The sequence below is a fragment of the Massilia agilis genome, from assembly GCF_024756255.1.
Classification (GTDB): Bacteria; Pseudomonadota; Gammaproteobacteria; order Burkholderiales; family Burkholderiaceae_D; genus Telluria; species Telluria agilis.
Window position 1 is genome coordinate 63,433 of record NZ_JANUHB010000006.1, and the last position, 18,618, is coordinate 82,050.

At 65.1% G+C, this 18,618-nt stretch carries 16 protein-coding genes; 8 read left to right on the forward strand and 8 right to left on the reverse strand.

Going from position 1 to position 18,618, the window contains the following annotated elements; genetic code table 11:
* Window positions 1–43: 43 nt before the first annotated feature.
* The 4 genes from NX774_RS20505 (at window position 44) to NX774_RS20520 (ending at window position 7,226) form a co-directional block, all read left to right on the forward strand.
* Window positions 44–2,803 carry a TonB-dependent receptor gene (locus NX774_RS20505; protein ID WP_258824142.1) on the forward strand — a complete coding sequence of 920 codons (2,760 nt, stop codon included), beginning with the start codon at window positions 44–46 and terminating at the stop codon, window positions 2,801–2,803.
* An 83-nt stretch (window positions 2,804–2,886) separates the two neighbouring features.
* Window positions 2,887–3,972: a S66 peptidase family protein gene (locus NX774_RS20510; protein ID WP_258824143.1), complete on the forward strand. Its 1,086-nt coding sequence runs from the start codon at window positions 2,887–2,889 to the stop codon at window positions 3,970–3,972.
* Between the two features lie 19 nt (window positions 3,973–3,991).
* Complete coding sequence (locus NX774_RS20515; protein ID WP_258824144.1) at window positions 3,992–4,426, forward strand: nuclear transport factor 2 family protein; 435 nt, start codon at window positions 3,992–3,994, stop codon at window positions 4,424–4,426.
* Window positions 4,427–4,670: 244 nt separating this feature from the next.
* Entirely contained in the window at window positions 4,671–7,226 is a 2,556-nt protein-coding gene (locus NX774_RS20520) for a M4 family metallopeptidase (protein WP_258824145.1), read from the forward strand.
* A gap of 174 nt (window positions 7,227–7,400) precedes the next feature.
* On the opposite strand, the gene NX774_RS20525 is transcribed toward NX774_RS20520, so the two are convergent.
* The 6 genes from NX774_RS20525 to NX774_RS20550 form a co-directional block, all read right to left on the reverse strand.
* Window positions 7,401–8,528, reverse strand: coding sequence for an acyl-CoA dehydrogenase family protein (locus NX774_RS20525; protein ID WP_258824146.1), 1,128 nt, complete (start codon window positions 8,526–8,528; stop codon window positions 7,401–7,403).
* A 19-nt stretch (window positions 8,529–8,547) separates the two neighbouring features.
* Window positions 8,548–9,216 (reverse strand): SDR family oxidoreductase, encoded by a 669-nt coding sequence (locus tag NX774_RS20530; RefSeq protein ID WP_258824147.1) that lies wholly within the window; start codon window positions 9,214–9,216, stop codon window positions 8,548–8,550.
* Between the two features lie 142 nt (window positions 9,217–9,358).
* A complete protein-coding gene (locus NX774_RS20535) occupies window positions 9,359–10,558 on the reverse strand; it encodes an acetyl-CoA C-acetyltransferase (RefSeq protein ID WP_258824148.1) in 1,200 nt (399 codons plus the stop codon).
* The gene (aceK, locus tag NX774_RS20540; protein WP_258824149.1) at window positions 10,551–12,374 is read right to left on the reverse strand and encodes a bifunctional isocitrate dehydrogenase kinase/phosphatase; all 1,824 of its coding nucleotides are present in this window, start codon (window positions 12,372–12,374) and stop codon (window positions 10,551–10,553) included. The genes NX774_RS20535 and aceK overlap by 8 nt, the downstream gene beginning before the upstream one ends.
* A gap of 199 nt (window positions 12,375–12,573) precedes the next feature.
* Window positions 12,574–13,758 carry an isovaleryl-CoA dehydrogenase gene (locus NX774_RS20545; protein WP_258824150.1) on the reverse strand — a complete coding sequence of 395 codons (1,185 nt, stop codon included), beginning with the start codon at window positions 13,756–13,758 and terminating at the stop codon, window positions 12,574–12,576.
* A gap of 281 nt (window positions 13,759–14,039) precedes the next feature.
* The gene (locus NX774_RS20550) at window positions 14,040–14,447 is read right to left on the reverse strand and encodes a MerR family transcriptional regulator (RefSeq protein ID WP_258824151.1); all 408 of its coding nucleotides are present in this window, start codon (window positions 14,445–14,447) and stop codon (window positions 14,040–14,042) included.
* Window positions 14,448–14,581: 134 nt separating this feature from the next.
* Here NX774_RS20550 and NX774_RS20555 point away from each other — a divergent pair, with 134 nt between their 5' ends.
* The 3 genes from NX774_RS20555 (at window position 14,582) to NX774_RS20565 (ending at window position 16,623) form a co-directional block, all read left to right on the forward strand.
* Window positions 14,582–15,634 carry an MBL fold metallo-hydrolase gene (locus tag NX774_RS20555; RefSeq protein ID WP_258824152.1) on the forward strand — a complete coding sequence of 351 codons (1,053 nt, stop codon included), beginning with the start codon at window positions 14,582–14,584 and terminating at the stop codon, window positions 15,632–15,634.
* Window positions 15,635–15,914: 280 nt separating this feature from the next.
* Complete coding sequence (locus tag NX774_RS20560; protein ID WP_258824153.1) at window positions 15,915–16,319, forward strand: hypothetical protein; 405 nt, start codon at window positions 15,915–15,917, stop codon at window positions 16,317–16,319.
* Between the two features lie 127 nt (window positions 16,320–16,446).
* Window positions 16,447–16,623 (forward strand): hypothetical protein, encoded by a 177-nt coding sequence (locus NX774_RS20565; protein WP_258824338.1) that lies wholly within the window; start codon window positions 16,447–16,449, stop codon window positions 16,621–16,623.
* 51 nt (window positions 16,624–16,674) lie between these two features.
* Here NX774_RS20565 and NX774_RS20570 read toward each other — a convergent pair whose 3' ends face one another.
* Together NX774_RS20570 and grxD are read right to left on the reverse strand one after the other, a co-directional pair.
* The gene (locus NX774_RS20570; RefSeq protein WP_258824154.1) at window positions 16,675–17,277 is read right to left on the reverse strand and encodes a UbiX family flavin prenyltransferase; all 603 of its coding nucleotides are present in this window, start codon (window positions 17,275–17,277) and stop codon (window positions 16,675–16,677) included.
* Window positions 17,264–17,581 carry a Grx4 family monothiol glutaredoxin gene (gene grxD / locus NX774_RS20575; RefSeq protein WP_258824155.1) on the reverse strand — a complete coding sequence of 106 codons (318 nt, stop codon included), beginning with the start codon at window positions 17,579–17,581 and terminating at the stop codon, window positions 17,264–17,266. Before grxD ends, NX774_RS20570 begins: the two co-directional genes overlap by 14 nt.
* Window positions 17,582–17,800: 219 nt before the next feature.
* Here grxD and NX774_RS20580 point away from each other — a divergent pair, with 219 nt between their 5' ends.
* A complete protein-coding gene (locus NX774_RS20580; RefSeq protein WP_258824156.1) occupies window positions 17,801–18,553 on the forward strand; it encodes an SDR family oxidoreductase in 753 nt (250 codons plus the stop codon).
* Window positions 18,554–18,618: the final 65 nt, after the last annotated feature.

Genomic DNA, 18,618 nt, shown 5'->3' on the forward strand with positions numbered 1-18,618 from the left:
CGTCGGCGAGACCACTGCCCAAGCACACCCCAAGGAGAGACGCGTGAAGTTAAAGAAACTAGCACATTTGATCGCCCTGATCGGCGTTGCCGCACCTGCCTTCGCGCAGTCCAGTGCGGACCAGCCTGAAGGCCCGATCCAGCGTGTTGAAATCACCGGTAGTAGCATCAAGCGCGTGGCCAAGGAAGGCGCGCTGCCGGTGCAGGTGATCTCGTTCGACCAGTTGCAGAAGCAGGGCATCACCTCGGCCGAACAGCTGATGCGCGTGATCTCGGCCAACGGTACCGGCGCCGACAACCCGACTTCGGGCAACAACGTGTTCGGCCCGGATGCAGACCGCGTCAGCGGCGGCGCATCGTTCGCCTCGTTCCGCGGCCTGGGCCCGAACAGCACCCTGGTGCTGATCAACGGCCGCCGCGCACCGACCCACGGCAAGAGCGGCAAGGCGGTCGACCTGAACTCGATCCCGATGGCCGCGATCCAGCGCATCGAGATCCTGAAGGATGGCGCCTCGGCGATCTACGGCACCGACGCGATCGGTGGCGTGATGAACATCATCCTCAAGAGCAATTACCAGGGCCTGGAGGCGACCGGCTCGACCAACGTGACGGAAGCCGGCGGCGGCAACATCCACCGCGCTTCGCTGCTGGCCGGTAAGGGCGACCTGGAGACCGACGGCTACAACATCATGGGCACGTTCTCGTTCACCAAGAACGAAGAGCTCGACTCGCGCCAGCGCAGCTTTGCCAACGGCTTCCAGCCGGCGCGCGGCCTGTCGCCGGACACCACCGGCACCCCGTTCGCGAACCAGCTGACCGGCGCCGGCAGCGCGCTGGGCACCGGCTTCACGATGCCGGGCGATCCGAACAAGTATCTCCAGGCCGGCCTCTTGAGCCTGCAGAACAAGTGCGACTCCTATCCGGGCATGTCGCAATACCAGTCCGACCTGTGGAAAGACGTCACCTCGCCGCTGCGCTCGAAGTATTCGTGCGCGTATGACTACGGCGCGGACTACGTGATGCAGTCGCCGTCCAAGCAGGGCAACTTCCTGGTGCGCGGCACCTACAAGCTGGCGCCGGACCACAAGGTGTTCGCCGAAGCGATTGGCTCGAAATCGGACGTCACCTCGATCCTGACCCCGGCCCAGATCTCGACTTCGTTCGCCAACGGCAACGCCTATCCGGTCGGCGGCCCGTACTACCAGGACCTGTCGGCCTTCATCCCGACCTTCGACAAGACCAAGCCGATCCTGTACAAGTGGCGCGCCAACCCGGTCGGCAACCGCACCCAGGACAATACGACGCAGAGCGGCCGCCTGCTGATCGGCGCCGAAGGCACGATCAAGAACTGGGACTACCGCGTCGGCCTGTCGCGCGCGGTCAGCACCACCAAGATGGACCTGCTGGACGGTTACGCCTACACCAAGGCCCTGTACAGCGTGCTGGGCAGCGGCATCGTGAACCCGTGGGCGCTGCCGGGCCAGGGCCAGACCCAGGCCGCGATGGACGCGATCAACAAGACCAAGTACATCGGCAGCTTCCAGACTGGCCGCACCACCCTCGACCAGCTGGACGGCAACATCTCCGGCCAGATCTTCGACCTGCCGGCCGGCCCGCTGGCCATGGCCGCCGGCTTCGACCTGCGCCGCGAAAGCTACATGTACCACCAGGACGTGGCCGCCGAGGACATCCTGCTGGCACCGGGCAACGCCAACCTGAACCAGTCGTACCGCTACGTGCGCGCTGTCTACACCGAGCTGATTGCCCCGGTGACCAAGGACCTCGAACTGCAACTGGCCGTGCGCCACGACGAGTACAGCGTCATCGGCGGCACCACCAACCCGAAGATCGCCTTCCGTTACCAGCCGGCCCCGTGGCTGCTGTTCCGCGGCTCGGCCAACAAGGGCTTCCTGGCCCCGAGCTTCACCCAGCTCTACACCGGCGCGCTGAGCCAGGAGCTGTCCAGCGGCGTGGTTGACACCGTGGGTTGCGCGCAGCACCCGGGCGACGCCCGCTTCTGCGCGCCGGAGAAGTTCGGCTACATGTCGGGCGGCAACCCGAACCTGCGTCCGGAAACCTCCAAGCAGGGCACGCTGGGTGTCGTGGTCGAGCCGTTCAAGGGCTTCTCGGCATCGCTCGACTACTGGGCGATCAACATGAAGGACCGCATCCTGAACCGCAGTGCGAGCATCGTGCTGGCTAACCCGGTTGCGCTGGCTGGCAACATCATCCGCAACCCGGACGGCACCATCCAGTACGTCCAGGCCGGCTGGATCAACGTGGCTGGCGCCAAGACCCGCGGCGCCGACCTCGGCCTGCGTGGCGACGGCAAGTTCGACGGTGGCTACAAGTGGAACGCCACCTTGGACGGCACCTGGACCCAGAGCTACAAGTTCGCGGAAATCGGCAACTACGAAGAATATGTCGGCAAGTTCTTCACCCGCGACCTGTACCTGCGCTGGAAGCACAGCGCCACCTTCAGCGTGAGCCGTGGTGACTGGAGCGTCCTGCTGAGCAACACGTTTGCCTCGGGCTACAAGGACCAGCTGCCGAACGCCGGCAAGGGCACGCCGCCGGCCGGCTTCAACCCGGACGTCGCCAGCTACACCACCTTCGGCCTGTCCACCACGTACACCGGCCTGAAGAACACGACGATCACGTTCGGCATCCAGAACCTGTTCGACCGCAACCCGCCGTTCACCGCCCACAACGTGGACGACGTCGTCGGCGCCGGCTGGGATCCGCGCGTGGCCGATCCGCGTGGCCGTGCCTACACGCTGAACGTGAACTACAAGTTCTTCTGACAGCCTTGGCCTGCAGGGCCCGTGCGACAAGGAGGCGTTCCGCGCCTCCGGCCCGCGCGGGCCTTTTTTATTTCGAGGGCAGCATGTCCAACAGTAAGATCAGCAGGCGCGCGTTCGGATCCCTGATCGCGGCAGCGGCACTGGCCCCGGCCGGCCCCGCGCTGGCGGCCGCGCCGCGCCGCGCACGCGCCTCCCACCCGCAGCAACGACCCATGAAACACCTGATCAAACCACCGCGCCTGGCACAGGGCGACACCATCGGCCTGATCGCGCCCGCCGGGCACGTCAGCGACAAGACCATCGAGAAATCCGTGCAGCACATCGAAGCGCTCGGCTTCAAGGTCAAGGTGGGGCGCTACATCCGCGAAGTGTTCGGCAAGTACGCCGGCTCGGTCGACATGCGGCTGGCCGACCTGCACGGCATGTTCCTCGACCCCGAAATCAAGGCGCTGTGGTGCATCCGCGGCGGCTCGGGTGCGATCTCGCTGCTCAAGCACATCGATTACGAACTGATCCGCAACCATCCGAAGATCCTGCTCGGCTATTCGGACATCACCGCGCTGCACCTGGCGATCCGCCGACATAGCGGCCTGGTCACCTTCCACGGCCCGGTCGCCGCATCGACCCCGTGCGACTACTCCAACGAGCACATGCTGGCGGTGCTGACCGACCCGCAGCCGACCTACACCATCCAGATGGCGCAGGAGAACGCGCTGCATGCGCAGGAAGAGCCGCACTACGCGGTGCGCACGGTACACGGCGGCGTGGCGACCGGCCCGCTCATCGGCGGCAACCTGTCGCTGGTCGCCGCCCTGGCCGGCACCGAGTATGCGGCCGATTTTCGCAACAGCATCCTGTTCCTGGAAGAGGTCAACGAAGAGCCCTACCGCATCGACCGCTGGATGACCCAGCTCGACCTGGCCGTGGGCTTCGACAAGGCGGCCGCGCTGATGGTCGGCATTTGCGACAAATGCGGCCCGGACGAGCACGACGAGTCGCTCACGCTCGACCAGACCTTCGACGTCCACCTCACCCCGCTCAGGGTGCCGGCGGTGACCGGCTGGTCGTTCGGCCACATCCGCAACCAGTTCACGATCCCGGTCGGCGTCAAGGCCACGCTCGACGCCGACAAACAGACGCTCACGCTCCTCGAACCGGCGGTGAGCTGACCGTTTTACAGGGAACCCCATGAAGACGCTCCCGTTGTTCTGTGCGGCCGTGCTGGCCGCCATCATGCCGCTCGCGTTCGCTGCCGACCCGCTGCTCGCCGCGCGCGATGCGTCGTGGAACGAGCTGCGCAAGCGCGCCGACGTGGCGGGGCTGGATAAGCTGATCGATCCCGGTTTCGTGCTGGTCCACTCCGATGGCCGCGTGCAGCGCAAGGTGGATTACCTGGGCGACCTGAGCAGCAAGAGCCGCGTCAACGGCCGGATCGAAAACCGTGACGTGGTGATCCGCGAATACGGCGACACCGCCGTGGTCAATGGCGTGAGCGTGCAGTCGGGCGTCTCGAACGGCCAGCCGTGGAGCGGACAATTCCGCTTCACGCGCGTGTGGATCAGGCGTGGCGGCGAGTGGACCATCGTGTCCTCGCATTCCTCGCGCATCACCGAAGGGCAGTAATCGCTCCTGCGGCCGCCTGCGCTGGCGGCCCGTTAAACCGAAGCACCAAATCCGGTTGTCTATTGGACACGGAACGCCAGTTTCATTTCCGTTGCTCTACGAGTCACCGGTGCGAACCCGACAATTCGCACACAGGTTGTGGCCGCATAAAGCGTCCGCGCCGGGCTCGCCTATGTTCAACGCTGAGCTCGACCTCCACCGTCCAGCTCTCCGACGACATCCACAAGCAAACAACGGAGAAAAAATGAACCTGAATAAGAGATTGCTTGCCGCATCGATGGCGGCTGTTCCCCTGTTGCTGGGAACCACGGTTGAAGCGGCGAGCCGGGCTCCCAGCGGCCCGGGCATGTCGATGCGGATGAGCGGCCCGGTCGCGCCCAATCCGCAGCAGGTCGTTGTGCTGCAGAGCAAACTGCTCGACACCCGCGCCAAGTACGGACTCGACCAGGACCACGGCTTCCTGCTCGCAGCCCAGCATCCCGGCAGCGACGGCACCTACGTAAGCCGCTTTGCCCACACCTACAAGGGCGTGCGCGTGTACCAGTCCGAATCGGTGGTGGTGAGCGATGCGGCTGGCAACATCGTCAGCGAATCGGCGGCCGACCGGCGCGCGGGCCTGGGGCGTGGCGCCTCGGCGGCCAGCCTGGGCCAGCGCTTTGCCAACTTCGACGTCACGCCGGCGCTCACGCCACAGGGCGCCATCGAGCAGCTCGTGCGCACCGGCGCGCCGGGTGCATCCCATGTCTCGCCGCCCACCGCCGAGCTGGTGATCTACCCGGTGCTCAAGCGCGTGCGCATCCCGTCCGCCTTCCACAAGCGCGAAAGCCAGCTCAACGCCACCGACCTTGTCACCCAGGTCGCCGGCTACGAGCTCGCCTACCTGGTCAAGACGCGCATGATCAACGCCGACCGGCCGCTGCACCGCGACGCCATCGTCAGCGCGGTGGACGGACGCGTGCTGCAGCAATGGAACGCGCTGCAGACCGAGACCGGCGTGGGCAAGAGCCAGTACAACGGCCAGGTTCCGGTCAGCACCTCGTCCTCCGGCGGCAGCTTTGTGATGAAAGACCCGCTGCGCGGCACCGGCGGCAGGTACGGCGCCAACACCATCACCAATGCCGACCACGGCAGCACCGCGGGCGAGGTGTACACCAACGGCACCAACACCTGGGGCGATGGCCAACAGTATGTGGCGGGCGGCTCCACCACCAACGCCAATGGCCAGACCGCGGCGGTGAACGCGTTGTGGGGCATGATGAACACCTACGACACGCTCAAGAACGTGCTCGGATGGCACTCGCTGGACGGCAACAACACCGCCACCTACATCGCCGCCCACGTCTATAACAACTACGACAACGCCTACTACAGCGACAGCTGCAAGTGCATGTTCATCGGCGACGGCGGCACCTACTTCTACTCGCTCGGCTCGGTCGACGTGATCGGCCACGAGATGGGGCACGGGGTCACGGCGGCCACCTCCAACCTCGCGTATTACGGCGAATCCGGCGGCCTGAACGAGTCGGCCTCGGACATCAACGGCGAGATGACCGAGGCCTACGCGCGCGGCGGCGGCACCGGCAGCACCGTCCCGTCCGGCAACGACTGGCTGATCGGCATGGAGATCAGCCGCTCCAGCGACCCGCTGCGCTGGATGTACAAGCCGAGCAAGGACGGCAGCAGCCCGGACGCCTGGAGCAGCTCGATCGGCGGGCTGGACGTGCACTACAGCAGCGGTCCGAACAACCGCATGTTCTACTTCCTGTCGCAGGGTTCCAAGGCCGACAGCGGCAGCGACTACTACAGCCCCTACCTGACCAAGTCGCCGCGCGCGATGACCGGCATTGGCAACGACAAGGCCTACCGCATCTGGTTCCGAGCGCTGACCACCAAGTTCACCTCGTCCACCGACTACGCCGACGCGCGCGCGAAGGTGATCCAGGCCGCGCAGGAGCTGTACGGCGCCGGCAGCCGCGAGGCCATTGCCGTGCAGCGCGCCTACGCGGCGATCAATGTCGGCGCCGACGTCGATGAGAATACGACGGGCGGCCCGCTGGTCATCAACGCGCAGCCGCAGAGCGTGACGGTGGCGCCGGGCGCGCTGGCGAGCTTCTCGGTGGGGGCCATTGGCGGCAAGCCGCCATACAAGTACCAGTGGATGCGCAACGGCGCCGACATCGCCGGAGCGAACAATGCCAGCTACAGTCTGCAGGCTGCGGCAAACGACAACGGAGCGCGTTTCTCGGCCAGGGTGACCGATTCGGCGTCGCCCGCCGGCACCGCCTCCAGCAGCGCCGCGACGCTGACAGTGGAGGCCAGCACGCCCTTCGAGCGCATCACCAACGGCGGCTTCGAATCGCAGGCGGCAGGGTGGTTCGGCACCACCGGGGTGATCGGCAGCTGGGTGGGCTACAACAACGAGGTGCCGTACGAGGGCCGCTATTTCGCCTACCTGGGCGGCAACGGCAGGACCGCCACCGAGTCGCTGCGCCAGACGGTCAATATCCCGCCGTCCACGAAATCGGCCACGCTGACCTACGCGCTGCACATCGACACCGACGAGTTCAGCGGCTCGATCGCGTACGACAAGCTGGTGGTGACGGTCAAGAACTCGGCCGGCACCCTGCTCGGAACGCTGGCGACTTACAGCAACCTGGACAAGGCGCCCGGCTACCAGCTGCGCAGCTTCGACCTGACGCCATACAAGGGGCAGCTCGTGACCATTTCGTTTGAGATGAACGAGGACTATTCGCTGCAGACCTCGTTCACCCTCGATAAGGTGAGCGTGATCACGCAGTAAGGTTTGATGGGGGGACGGGGAGCCTTCCGGCTCCCCACTTTTTTGTAGGGTGGGCGGGTCGTTCAGCTGGCCACTGGCCATCTTCACCCCACGCGTCCAGACAGAGCACGCGTGGCCTGAACGCATGCCGTGGTTGAACGCGTGGGCGGGAGACCCGCCCACCCTACCGGTCTCTTACAGCGCCCGCGCGATCAGGATCTTCTGGATGTCGCTGGTGCCTTCGTAGATCTGGCACACGCGCACGTCGCGGTAAATGCGCTCGATCGGGAAATCGGCCACGTAGCCGTAGCCGCCGAACACCTGCATCGCGTTCGACACCACGCGCTCGGCCATTTCGGACGCGAACAGCTTGGCCATCGCGGCTTCCTTCAGGCAGGGCAGGCCCGCGTCCTTCATCGATGCCGCGTGCAGGATCAGCTGGCGCGCGGCCTCGACCTGCATCGCCATCTCGGACAGGCGGAACTGCACCGCCTGGTGCTCGAACAGCGGCTTGCCGAAGCTCTCGCGCTCCTTCGCGTAGGCCAGCGCCGCTTCAAACGCGGCGCGCGCCATGCCCACCGACTGCGAGGCGATGCCGATGCGCCCGCCTTCCAGGCCCGACAGCGCGATCTTGTAGCCCATGCCTTCTTCGCCGATCAAGTTCTCGGCCGGGATGCGGCAGTTCTCGAACACGATCTGCGCCGTGTCCGACGAGTGCTGGCCCATCTTCTGCTCGATGCCGGCCACGACGTAGCCGGGCGTATTGGTCGGCACCCAGAATGCGCTGATGCCTTTCTTGCCGGCCGCCTTGTCGGTGACTGCCATGACGATCGCCACGTCGCCGTTCTTGCCGCTCGTGATGAACTGCTTGGTACCGTTCAGGACGTATTCGTTCCCGTCGCGCACGGCGGTGGTGCGCAGCGCGGACGCGTCGCTGCCGGTGTGCGGCTCGGTCAGCGCGAACGCGCCCAGCAGCTCGCCCTGCGCCAGCGGCACCAGCCAGCGCTGCTTCTGTTCCTCGTTCGCGTACATCATCGCGATCGAGCACACCGGGCAGTTGTTGACCGAGATGATGGTCGAGGTGCCGCCGTCGCCGGCCGCGATCTCTTCCAGCACCAGCGCCAGCGACACGTAGTCCAGGCCCGCGCCGCCGTATTCTTCAGGCACCGCCACGCCGAACGCGCCGAGCTGGGCGAGCTCCTTCAGTTCAGCTTTCGGAAAGTAATGCTCGCGGTCCCAACGGGCGGCGTTGGGGGCCAGGCGCTCCTGCGCAAAAGCGCGCAGGGCGTCGCGGATCATCTGGTGTTCTTCGGTCAGGATCATATGGTTTCGTAAAAAAAGACTACCACTGCAAAGGTTTGCCGTCGTGGTTGAGGAAGCTGCCGTTGGCCGACGCGTCCAGCCGCGCCAGCGTGGCGCGCAGGTTGGATACGCTGGTGGCAACCGGCATCGGCGCGTTCTTGCTGCCCATGTCGGTCTGCACCCAGCCCGGGTGGAAGGCCACGCAGGTCGCGCCTTGCGGCCCGTAGATCAGGGCGGCATCGACCAGCACCGAATTGAGCGCGGCCTTGCTGGCCCGGTACAACGAAGCGCCGGCCTGGCTGCGGTGGCCGAGCGAAGCCATGTTCGACGACATCACGGCCAGCTTGCCACGCGTGGCAGCGACCAGCGGCCCGACGATCGGGATCAGCCGCATCGCGGCCAGCACGTTGGTGTGCATGACCTCGTCGAATTCCTGCTCGGTCGGGAAGCCGTCATGGCGCGGGCCATAGACACCGGCCACCAGCCAGGCGGCATCGATCTTCTCGTCGTCCAGCCTCCAGCCCATGCCGGCAATGGAGTCGGCACTGGTCACGTCCAGCGGGTGCGCTTCGGCGCCGAGCCGGGCGAGCTTGTCGATGTCTTCGGCCTTGCGCGCGGTCGCGATCACGCGCCAGCCGTCCTGCTTGTACTGGCGCGCCAGCTCGAAGCCGATGCCGCGCGACGCGCCGAGGATGAGTGCTGTGGGCATTTCCAACTCCCTAAACGCCGTCGTCCCCGCACAGGCGGGGACCCATGCTGAGCTTGCTCGACTTGCGGCTGATGGTGCGGCCGGTCAAGCGGTCCATGGGTTCCCGCCTCCGCGGGAACGACGGATCATACGCGAGTGGTCGTTACACCATCTCGATCGCCATCGCGGTCGCTTCACCACCGCCGATGCACAGCGATGCCACGCCGCGCTTGCCGCCGGTGCGCTTGAGCGCACCCAGCAGGGTGACGATGATGCGCGCGCCCGAGGCGCCGATCGGGTGGCCCAGCGCGCAGGCGCCGCCGTGCACGTTCACCTTGCTGTGCGGGATGTCGAGGTCGCGCATGGCTGCCATCGGCACTGCGGCAAACGCCTCGTTGATCTCGAACAGGTCCACGTCGGCCGCGGTCCAGCCGGTCTTCTTGAACAGCTTCTGCATCGCGCCGATCGGTGCGGTGGTGAACCAGTTCGGTTCCTGCGCGTGGGTGGCGTGGCCGAGCACGCGGGCGATCGGGGTCAGGCCCAGTTCCTTGGCCTTCGATTCGCGCATCATCACCAGCGCGGCGGCGCCGTCGTTGATCGACGAGCTCGAGGCGGCGGTCACGGTGCCGTCCTTCTTGAACGCCGGCTTGAGCGCCGGGATTTTGTCGAGCTTGGCCTTGAGCGGGCCTTCGTCCTTGTCCACCACCACGTCGCCCGCGCGCGAGGACACCGTCACCGGGGCCACTTCCCACTTGAAGTAGCCCTCTTTGGTCGCTTCCTGCGCGCGCTTCACCGACGCGATCGCGAAGTTGTCCTGGTCTTCACGCGAGAACTGGTACTTGGCCACGCACTCCTCGGCAAAGGTGCCCATCGAGCGGCCGCCGCCGGTCTTCTCGTCCTTGCTGTAGGCGTCTTCCAGGCCGTCGAGCATCATGTGGTCGAACATCATGCCGTGGCCGATGCGGTAGCCGCCGCGTGCCTTCGGGATCAGGTAGGGCGCGTTGGTCATCGACTCCATGCCGCCGGCCACCACGATGTCGGCGCTGCCGGCCAGCAGCTGGTCATGCGCGAAGATGGCGGCCTGCATTGCCGAGCCGCACATCTTGGACAGGGTCACCGCGCCGGTGGACAGCGGCAGGCCGGCCTTAATCAGCGCCTGGCGTGCCGGGGCCTGGCCCTGGCCAGCCATCAGGCAGTTGCCGAAATAGACGTGCTCGACCGACTCCGGCTTGACGCCGGCGCGCTCCACCGCGGCCTTGATCGCCACCGCGCCGAGGTCGCTTGCAGCCTTCGAGGAAAAATCGCCCTGGAACGCGCCCATCGGGGTACGGGCGGCGCCAACGATAACGATCGGATCATTCATTGTGTAGGTTCTCCAAATAGGACGGCGAATAGACCGCCGGGATGGCGGCCGCCTGGTTACTGAATCGAATCTGCTGCGGGTACGGGAAGACGTCTTCGACGACGCCTGCGAGTATCCGCTCCTTGTGTGACTGCCAGTACGCGCGGGTCAACAAGTCCGCGTGGTGCTTCAAGAAATAATGCCGTATTTTCGCATTCCCGAGCAGGAAGCTCTCAAATTGCTCGGGAAACACGTCGTGCTTGCCAACCGGGTACCAGACCTCGGCCGACATCTCGTCTTCTTCGTTCATCGCCTGCGGGATGTCGCGGAACTGGCAATCGGTCAGGTACTCGATCTCGTCGTAGTCGTAGAACACCACCCGGCCGTGGCGCGTGACGCCGAAGTTCTTGTACAGCATGTCGCCGGGGAAGATGTTGGCCGCGACCAGGTCCTTGATCGCGTTGCCGTATTCGACGATCGCGTGCTCGACCAGCTCGTCGTTGCCGCTTTGCTCGGCGCGCGTCAGGAAAATGTTGAGCGGCACCATGCGGCGCTCGATGTACAGGTGCCGGATGATGATGCGCTCGCCTTCGATGTCCACCTGCGACGGGCAGTCGCGCTGCAGCTGGGCCAGCAGCTCCTCGGAAAAACGCGCCAGCGGGAACGCCACGTTCGAGTATTCGAGCGTGTCGGCCATGCGGCCCACGCGGTCGTGGTGCTTGACCAGCAGGTACTTCTCCTTGATTTGCGCGCGCGTCGTTTCCTTGGGCGGCGGGTAGAAGTCCTTGATCACCTTGAACACGTACGGGAACGAGGGCAGCTCGAACACCAGCATCACCAGGCCCGGAATGCCGGGGGCGATGCCGAAATCGTCGGAGCTGTGTTTCAGGTGCTGCAAAAAGTCGCGGTAAAACAGCGTCTTGCCCTGCTTTTGCAGGCCGAGGATGGTGTAGAGCTCGCTGCGCGGCTTGCGCGGCATCAGGCTCCTCAAGAACTGCACGTAGGCCGAGGGCACTTCCATATCCACGAGGAAGTAGGCGCGCGTGAACGAGAACAGGATCGTGATCATTTCCTGGTCCGTGATCACGGTGTCGAGCACCAGCTGGCCGCGGCGGTTGTGCAGGACCGGGATCACGAACGGGTACACCTGCGGCCCGTTGATGGCCTTGCCGACGATGTAGGCGCCCTTGTTGCGGAAGAACAGGCTGGACAGCACCTGCAGCTGCTGGTTGGCCTCGCGCTTTTCCAGGCCGAACTGGGCGGCCATGCGCGCTTCGACCAGCTCGATGTCGCGGCCCAGGTTGGCAAATTGCGCGTCGAGCTGGAAGTTGGTCACGATGCGCTTGAGCGCAAAGCGCAGGCCGTCCGCCGCCGGGTAGTACACGCGGTAGGTCGGCTGCAGCTCCTCGGTCTCGAGGTACTCGGTCGACACCGTCGGGCGCACGAACAGGTGGTCGTTGTTGAAGTATTCGCGGTGCAGGATCTGGCAGCTGACCGAGTTGAAGAAGGTTTCGGCCAGTTCCGGCTGCTTGTGGTGCGACAGCAGGCCGATGTAGTGCAGCTTGACCTCGCGCCAGACCGCGTCGGTCAGTTCCTCGGGCGCATACTCGTCCTCGAGGGCGTGGACGCATTCCTGCACGCGGCGGTCGTAGTAACCGATGCGCTCGCGCGCGGCCTGCTGGGCGGTGGGCCAGGCGCCGATCTCGAAATAGCGCTTGGCGGTCTTGCTGGCGTGACGGAACAGGCGGTAGTGCTTGTCGAAGCCGTCGAGGATGGCGCGCGCGATGTCGAATGCTATCTGGGACGATAGCAGTTTCGGGAACGGAACTTTAGTCATCGTTCGTCTCGCGCGCGTCGTTGAGCGGACATTCTATTTCATTGCTACCGCTTGCATCGTCGTCCCGGCGAAAGCCGGGACCCATGCCGAGGTACCGAAGCCGGTAGCGCCAGTAGTGCTGCGCATTCAGCATGGATCCCGGCCTGCGCCGGGATGACGGCTTTTGGGCTAATGATAGAAGGCGCCGCTAACGCCCTGCTTACATCGTCTCGCCAAACAGCTCGCGGCCAATCAGCATGCGGCGGATCTCGCTGGTGCCTGCGCCGATTTCGTAGAGCTTCGCATCGCGCCAGAGACGACCGACCGGATACTCGTTGATGTAGCCATTGCCCCCCAGCGTCTGGATCGCTTCGCCGGCCATCCAGGTGGCCTTCTCGGCGCTGTACAGGATGGCGCCGGCGGCGTCCTTGCGCAGTGCGCGCACCTGCTCCGGGCTGGTCGCGCGGTCGCACGCCTGGCCGACCGCGTACACATAGGCGCGGCAGGCCATCATGGTCGAATACATGTCGGCGATCTTGCCCTGCATGAGCTGGAACTCGCCGATCGCCTGGCCGAACTGCTTGCGCTCGTGGATGTACGGCACCACCACGTCCATGCAGGCGCTCATGATCCCCAGCGGGCCGCCCGACAGCACGGTGCGCTCGAAGTCCAGGCCCGACATCAGCACGTTCACGCCCTTGCCCACGCCGCCCAGCACGTTCTCGACCGGCACTTCGCAATCCTGGAACACCAGCTCGCCCGTGTGCGAGCCGCGCATGCCCAGCTTGTCGAGCTTCTGCGCGATCGAAAAGCCCTTGAAGCCCTTCTCGATCAGGAACGCGGTCATGCCGCGCGGGCCGGCCTCGAGGTCGGTCTTGGCGTACACCACCAGGGTGTCGGCGTCCGGGCCGTTGGTGATCCACATCTTGGTGCCGTTCAGCACGTAACGGTCACCCTTGAGGTCGGCACGCAGCTTCATGCTCACCACGTCGGAGCCGGCGTTCGGCTCGGACATGGCCAGCGCGCCCACGTGCTCGCCCGAGATCAGCTTGGGCAGGTACTTGCGCTTCTGCTCTTCGTTGCCGTTGCGCTTGATCTGGTTGACGCACAGGTTCGAGTGCGCCCCGTACGACAGGCCAACCGACGCCGACGCGCGCGAGATTTCTTCCATCGCGACGATGTGGGCCAGGTAGCCCATATTGCTGCCGCCGTATTCCTCGCTCACCGTGATGCCCAAGAGGCCCAGCTCGCCCATTTTCTTCCACAGGTCCATCGGGAACTGGTCGGTACGGTCGATCTCGGCGGCGCGCGGCGCGATTTCCGCCTCGGCGAACTGTTGCACTGCCTCGCGCAGCGCGGCGATGTCCTCGCCATGGTCAAAGGTCAAGCCAGGAAGATGCAGCATGTCGTCGTCCTCACGGTGTGGGGGTGGCGGAATTGCCAGAAAGGGCATGATACCGCAGTGCTGACGTTTACGTAAACGTAAAGCATAAGCGGCATTGCTGTGGCACAGCAAAATGCATTGTTAGCGCCAGCACGTCGTTCCCGGACTCGCCGTCCGCCTTGGCGGGAACCCATAGACAGAATGCGTCGCTGCAAAGTTGCCGACGCCGCAGGTGGAGGCGCCTCAGCATGGGTCCCCGCCTCCGCGGGGACGACGTTGTTGGGGAATGAGAGACTAATTAATCAAGCCGCCTTGCTGGCGCTGCCTGGCGCGCTCTCGGCCAGCAGGCGCCGGCATTCCTCTTCGTGCGCGGTGATCTCGGCCAGCGCCACCTCGATGTCGGCGCGCTGCTGCTCCAGCGTCTCGCGCTGCTTGGCCAGCACCCCGAGGAAGCGGTTGATCTGCGCCACCGTGTCCTTGGGTGACTCGTACATGTCCATGATGCTCTTGATTTCCGAGAGCGTCAGGCCAAGCCGCTTGCCGCGCAGCGTCAGCTTCAGGCGGGTGCGGTCGCGCGCCGTGTACACGCGGTTGCGTCCGCCCTGGCCCTCGCGCATGGGGCTGAGCAATCCCTGGTCTTCGTAAAACCGGATCGCACGCGCCGTGATGTCGAATTCGCGCGCCAGTTCGGCGATGCTGTAAGTGGCCATGAGGTCTACCGCGGTAAAGGGAGAGGCAAGGGACGTAAATCGCTTAGAATCAAGACACCCGATCCGTTTTCCGTTTACGTCAACGTCAAGCGCATTGTAGCGCGCCGCCCGCCCGAATACGAAGGTCTTTCCGCATGAATCCACTCGAGTCCCAGCTCGCCTACCCGTTTGGCGACCTCCTGCCCGCGCCGGGCAACCTGCACGAAGTAGCGCCAGGCGTGCGCTGGCTGCGCATGCCGCTGCCATTCGCGCTCGACCACATCAACCTGTGGCTGCTGGACGACCAGGCCGAGGGCCGCGACGGCTTTGCGCTGGTGGACTGCGGCGTGGCGACCGACCCTACCCGCAGCGCATGGGAAGCGCTGTTCACCGGGCCGATGGCCGGCCTGCCGCTCCTGCGCGTGCTGGCCACGCACTGCCACCCGGACCACGTCGGCCTGTCGGGCTGGCTGTGCGAGCGCTTTGCGGCGCCGTTCTGGGCCACGGCCGGCGAGTTCGCGTTCGCGCGCATGATGGCGGCCGGCTTGCCCGGCGTCGATGGTCCCTCGGCCGTCCCGCACTTCCAGCGGCACGGGCTGGCCGACCCGGAGATGCTCGAGAAGATGAAGAGCCGCCACAACTACTATCCGTCGCTGGTGCCGTCCGTACCCGCGTCCTACACCCGCCTGCAGGACGGCCAGCTGGTGCGCATCGGCCAGCACGACTGGCGCGTCATCACCGGCTTTGGCCATTCGCCGGAACACGCGGCCCTGTATTGCGATGCGCTGCGGCTGTTGGTGTCGGGCGACATGGTGCTGCCGCGCATCTCGACCAACGTGTCGGTGTTTGCCGTCGAGCCCGAAGGCAACCCGCTCCAGCTCTACCTTGATTCCCTCGGCAAGTTCGCCGGCCTGCCGGAAGACACGCTGGTGCTGCCTTCGCACGGCCGCCCGTTCCGCGGCTTGCACACGCGCATCGCGCAACTGCGCGCACACCACGAGGCGCGCCTGGCCGAAGTGTTGGTTGCGTGCAACGAGCCGCGTTCGGCAGTTGACATTGTGCCGATCATGTTTCGCCGCCAGCTCGACGCCCACCAGCTCAGTTTTGCCCTCGGCGAGGCGCTGGCCCATCTGCATAAATTGTGGAAAGACGGTAAGTTACGGCGGCTAACCGGTCCAGACGGCGTTATCCGCTTCGCATTGTCCTGAGCCAAGATTCTCACCTCACATGGCGCCGCCAGACGTGGCGCCGTGAGATTCTCTCCACCGCTTCGTCGGGCCAGCTCCCGTCATCAGGCAATTTAGTTTTCCCGTACCCACGTTTTCGCAGCGGTTCATGCTAAGCCGGCCGTTTTCCTGTATTGTTCGATCTGGTTGGAAAATCTCTTCAATCTCCACATTTTTGTTACTTGAAGACCGCGTCGAGGATGCAGTTAGTCTCTTCCATGGAGAGACTGACTTTCAGGTCCCGGCGTGAAATAGTGCACTCATGAATTCAACAAACGAACGGGAAGGCTTCAGCGAACGCCTGCAGCAGGCCCTGAAAAACGCCCACTACTCCCCCGACAGTCCCACCCGCCTCGCCCGCGAATTTAACATTCGTTTCGAAGGCCGACCGATCACCGTGCACGCCGCGCGCAAGTGGCTGGTCGGCGAGGCCATCCCGACCCAGGAAAAACTGCGCATGATCGCCCAGTGGCTGGGCGTGCCGGCCGACTGGCTGCGTTTCGGCGGCGACGCCGGCGCTGCCAACGGTGATGGCGGCAACGCCAGCGCGCGTTTCGAGTCGGCCGACGTCAAGCTGATCGCCGACCTGCAGCGCCTGGACGAGCACCACCGCCAGCTGGCCCGCGAGTTCATCCGGATGCTGGTGCGGATGAACCACCAGAAGTAGTGCTTGTGCCTTGCCTTTATTGAAAATTTATTTCATTAAGGCAGCACAAAACGGGCAGAGTGCCTCATAATCTACGCGGCAACGGCAGTACGCCACCTTGTAACTGAACAGCATCGAGGGCAGCCGCATGATGAAAAGTAACTACAGCAACACCGCCCAGCTCAAGGACCTGATGACTGCACCGCCGATGTCGGCGGCGCGCCATGCCGAAGTGATGCGAAAACGGATCGAGCAGCGGCGCATGCTGGAGGAAGCGCGCGATCTGAAGCGCGCGATCGGCGACGTGCTTTCCGACAAGCGCTAGTCCTGCCTCCCGCTGCCAGCGGGAATCTTGCTGTCGAGGCGGCGGCCGGGCTCAGTTCCCGCTGACGTCCTTCATGCCTGCCCAGCGCGGCGCCAGCGCGTGCTCGATCCCGAACAGGTCGATCACGCGTGCGACCGTGTGGTCCACCATCTCGTCGATGCTCGCCGGCTTGTGGTAGAAGTTCGGCAGCGGCGGGAACACGATCCCGCCCATCTCCGTCACGGCCGTCATATTGCGCAGGTGCGCGAGATTGAACGGCGTTTCCCTGACCATCAGCACCAGCCGGCGGCGCTCCTTGAGCGTCACGTCGGCCGCGCGCGCGATCAGGTTGTCGGACAAGGCATGGGCCACCGACGCCAGCGTCTTCATGGAGCAGGGGGCGATCACCATGCCGTCGGTCTGGAACGAGCCGCTGGCAATCGAGGCGCCCACGTCACGGTTGCGATGCACCACGTGCGCCAGCGCTTCCACGTCGCGGCGCTGCATGCCGGCTTCCTGGTGCAGGGTGAGGGAGGCGGCATCCGAGACCACCAGATGGGTCTCGATGCCCGGTGTGGCGCCCAGCTGCTGCAGCAGCCGCACGCCGTAGATGGCGCCGGTGGCGCCGGTGATGGCGACGACCAGCCGCCGCGGCTTGTCCTTACTTGCCGCCATTGAGCAGAGCTTGCAGCTCGCCCGATTCGTACATCTCGTTCATGATGTCCGAGCCGCCGATGAATTCGCCGTTGACGTACAGCTGCGGGATGGTCGGCCAGTTCGAGAATTCCTTGATGCCCTGGCGCACTTCCGCGTCTTCCAGCACGTTGACGGTGGCGATGTTCTCGACGCCGCAGGCCTTCAGGATCTGGATTGCGCGGCCGGAAAACCCGCACTGCGGGAACTGGGCGGTGCCCTTCATGAACAGCACGACCGGCGTGGTGGTCACGGTTTCTTTAATCCAGGTTTGAACGTCGCTCATGGTGTGATCTGCCTTCGGGTAAAAAATGTATTTGAATGGCGTCATTTTATAAGAAAACCGCCGCCCCGGTTGGCTAGTGGCGGGAAGCCCACACAGGCAGCGTGGCTACGGTGCCGCTTGATTGTTATTGGAAGTGGAATTTTGAAGTCAGTATGGAAGAGATTATCTTTCTGCCGATATCAATCATCATGGCCTCATCGTCAACCCGAGGAGGTCAACATGAATACCGAACACAATACCCAGCCAAGCCGCATCGCCCTGGTGACCGGCGCATCGCGCGGGATCGGCGCGGCCGTCGCGCGCCGCCTGGCCGCGGACGGCTATGCGATAGGGGTCAACTACGCCAGCAACGCGACTGAGGCCGAAGCGGTCGTGGAGGCGATCCGGCAGGCCGGCGGCCGCGCGCTTGCCGTGCAGGCGGACGTGGCCAACCCCCAGGACGTCAAGCGCATGTTCGACCTGGTCGAAGCCGAACTGGGCCGGATCGATGTCCTGGTCAACAATGCCGGCGTGCTGCCCTACGTGAGCATCGCGGCCACCAGCGACGAGGTGTTTGCCCGCACCTTCGCGATCAACGTGCAGGGCACGTTCAACACGATGCGCGAGTCGGCAACCCGCCTGAACGATGCAGGGCGCATCATCAATTTTTCGACCAGCGTGCTGCACGCCGCGCCGCCCACCTACGGCGTGTACGTCGGCACCAAGGCAGCGGTCGAAGCCATGACGCGCGTGTTCGCCAAAGAACTGCGTGGCCGCGGCATCACCTGCAATGCAGTGGCGCCGGGCCCGGTCGCGACCGAGCTGTTCCTGAGCGGGAAGTCGGAGGAACAGATCGAGCAGTTTGCCAGGATGGCGCCGCTGGAACGCCTCGGCCAGCCGCAGGACATCGCCGGCGTGGTCGCCTTCCTCGCCGGCCCGGACGGCGGCTGGGTCAACGGGCAGGTGCTGCGCGCGAACGGCGGGGCCGTCTGAGCTATCCGGAGGCACGGCCGTGGGGCGGCGCCACCCGGCCGTATAATGCCGGGCAGGGGGTGGCG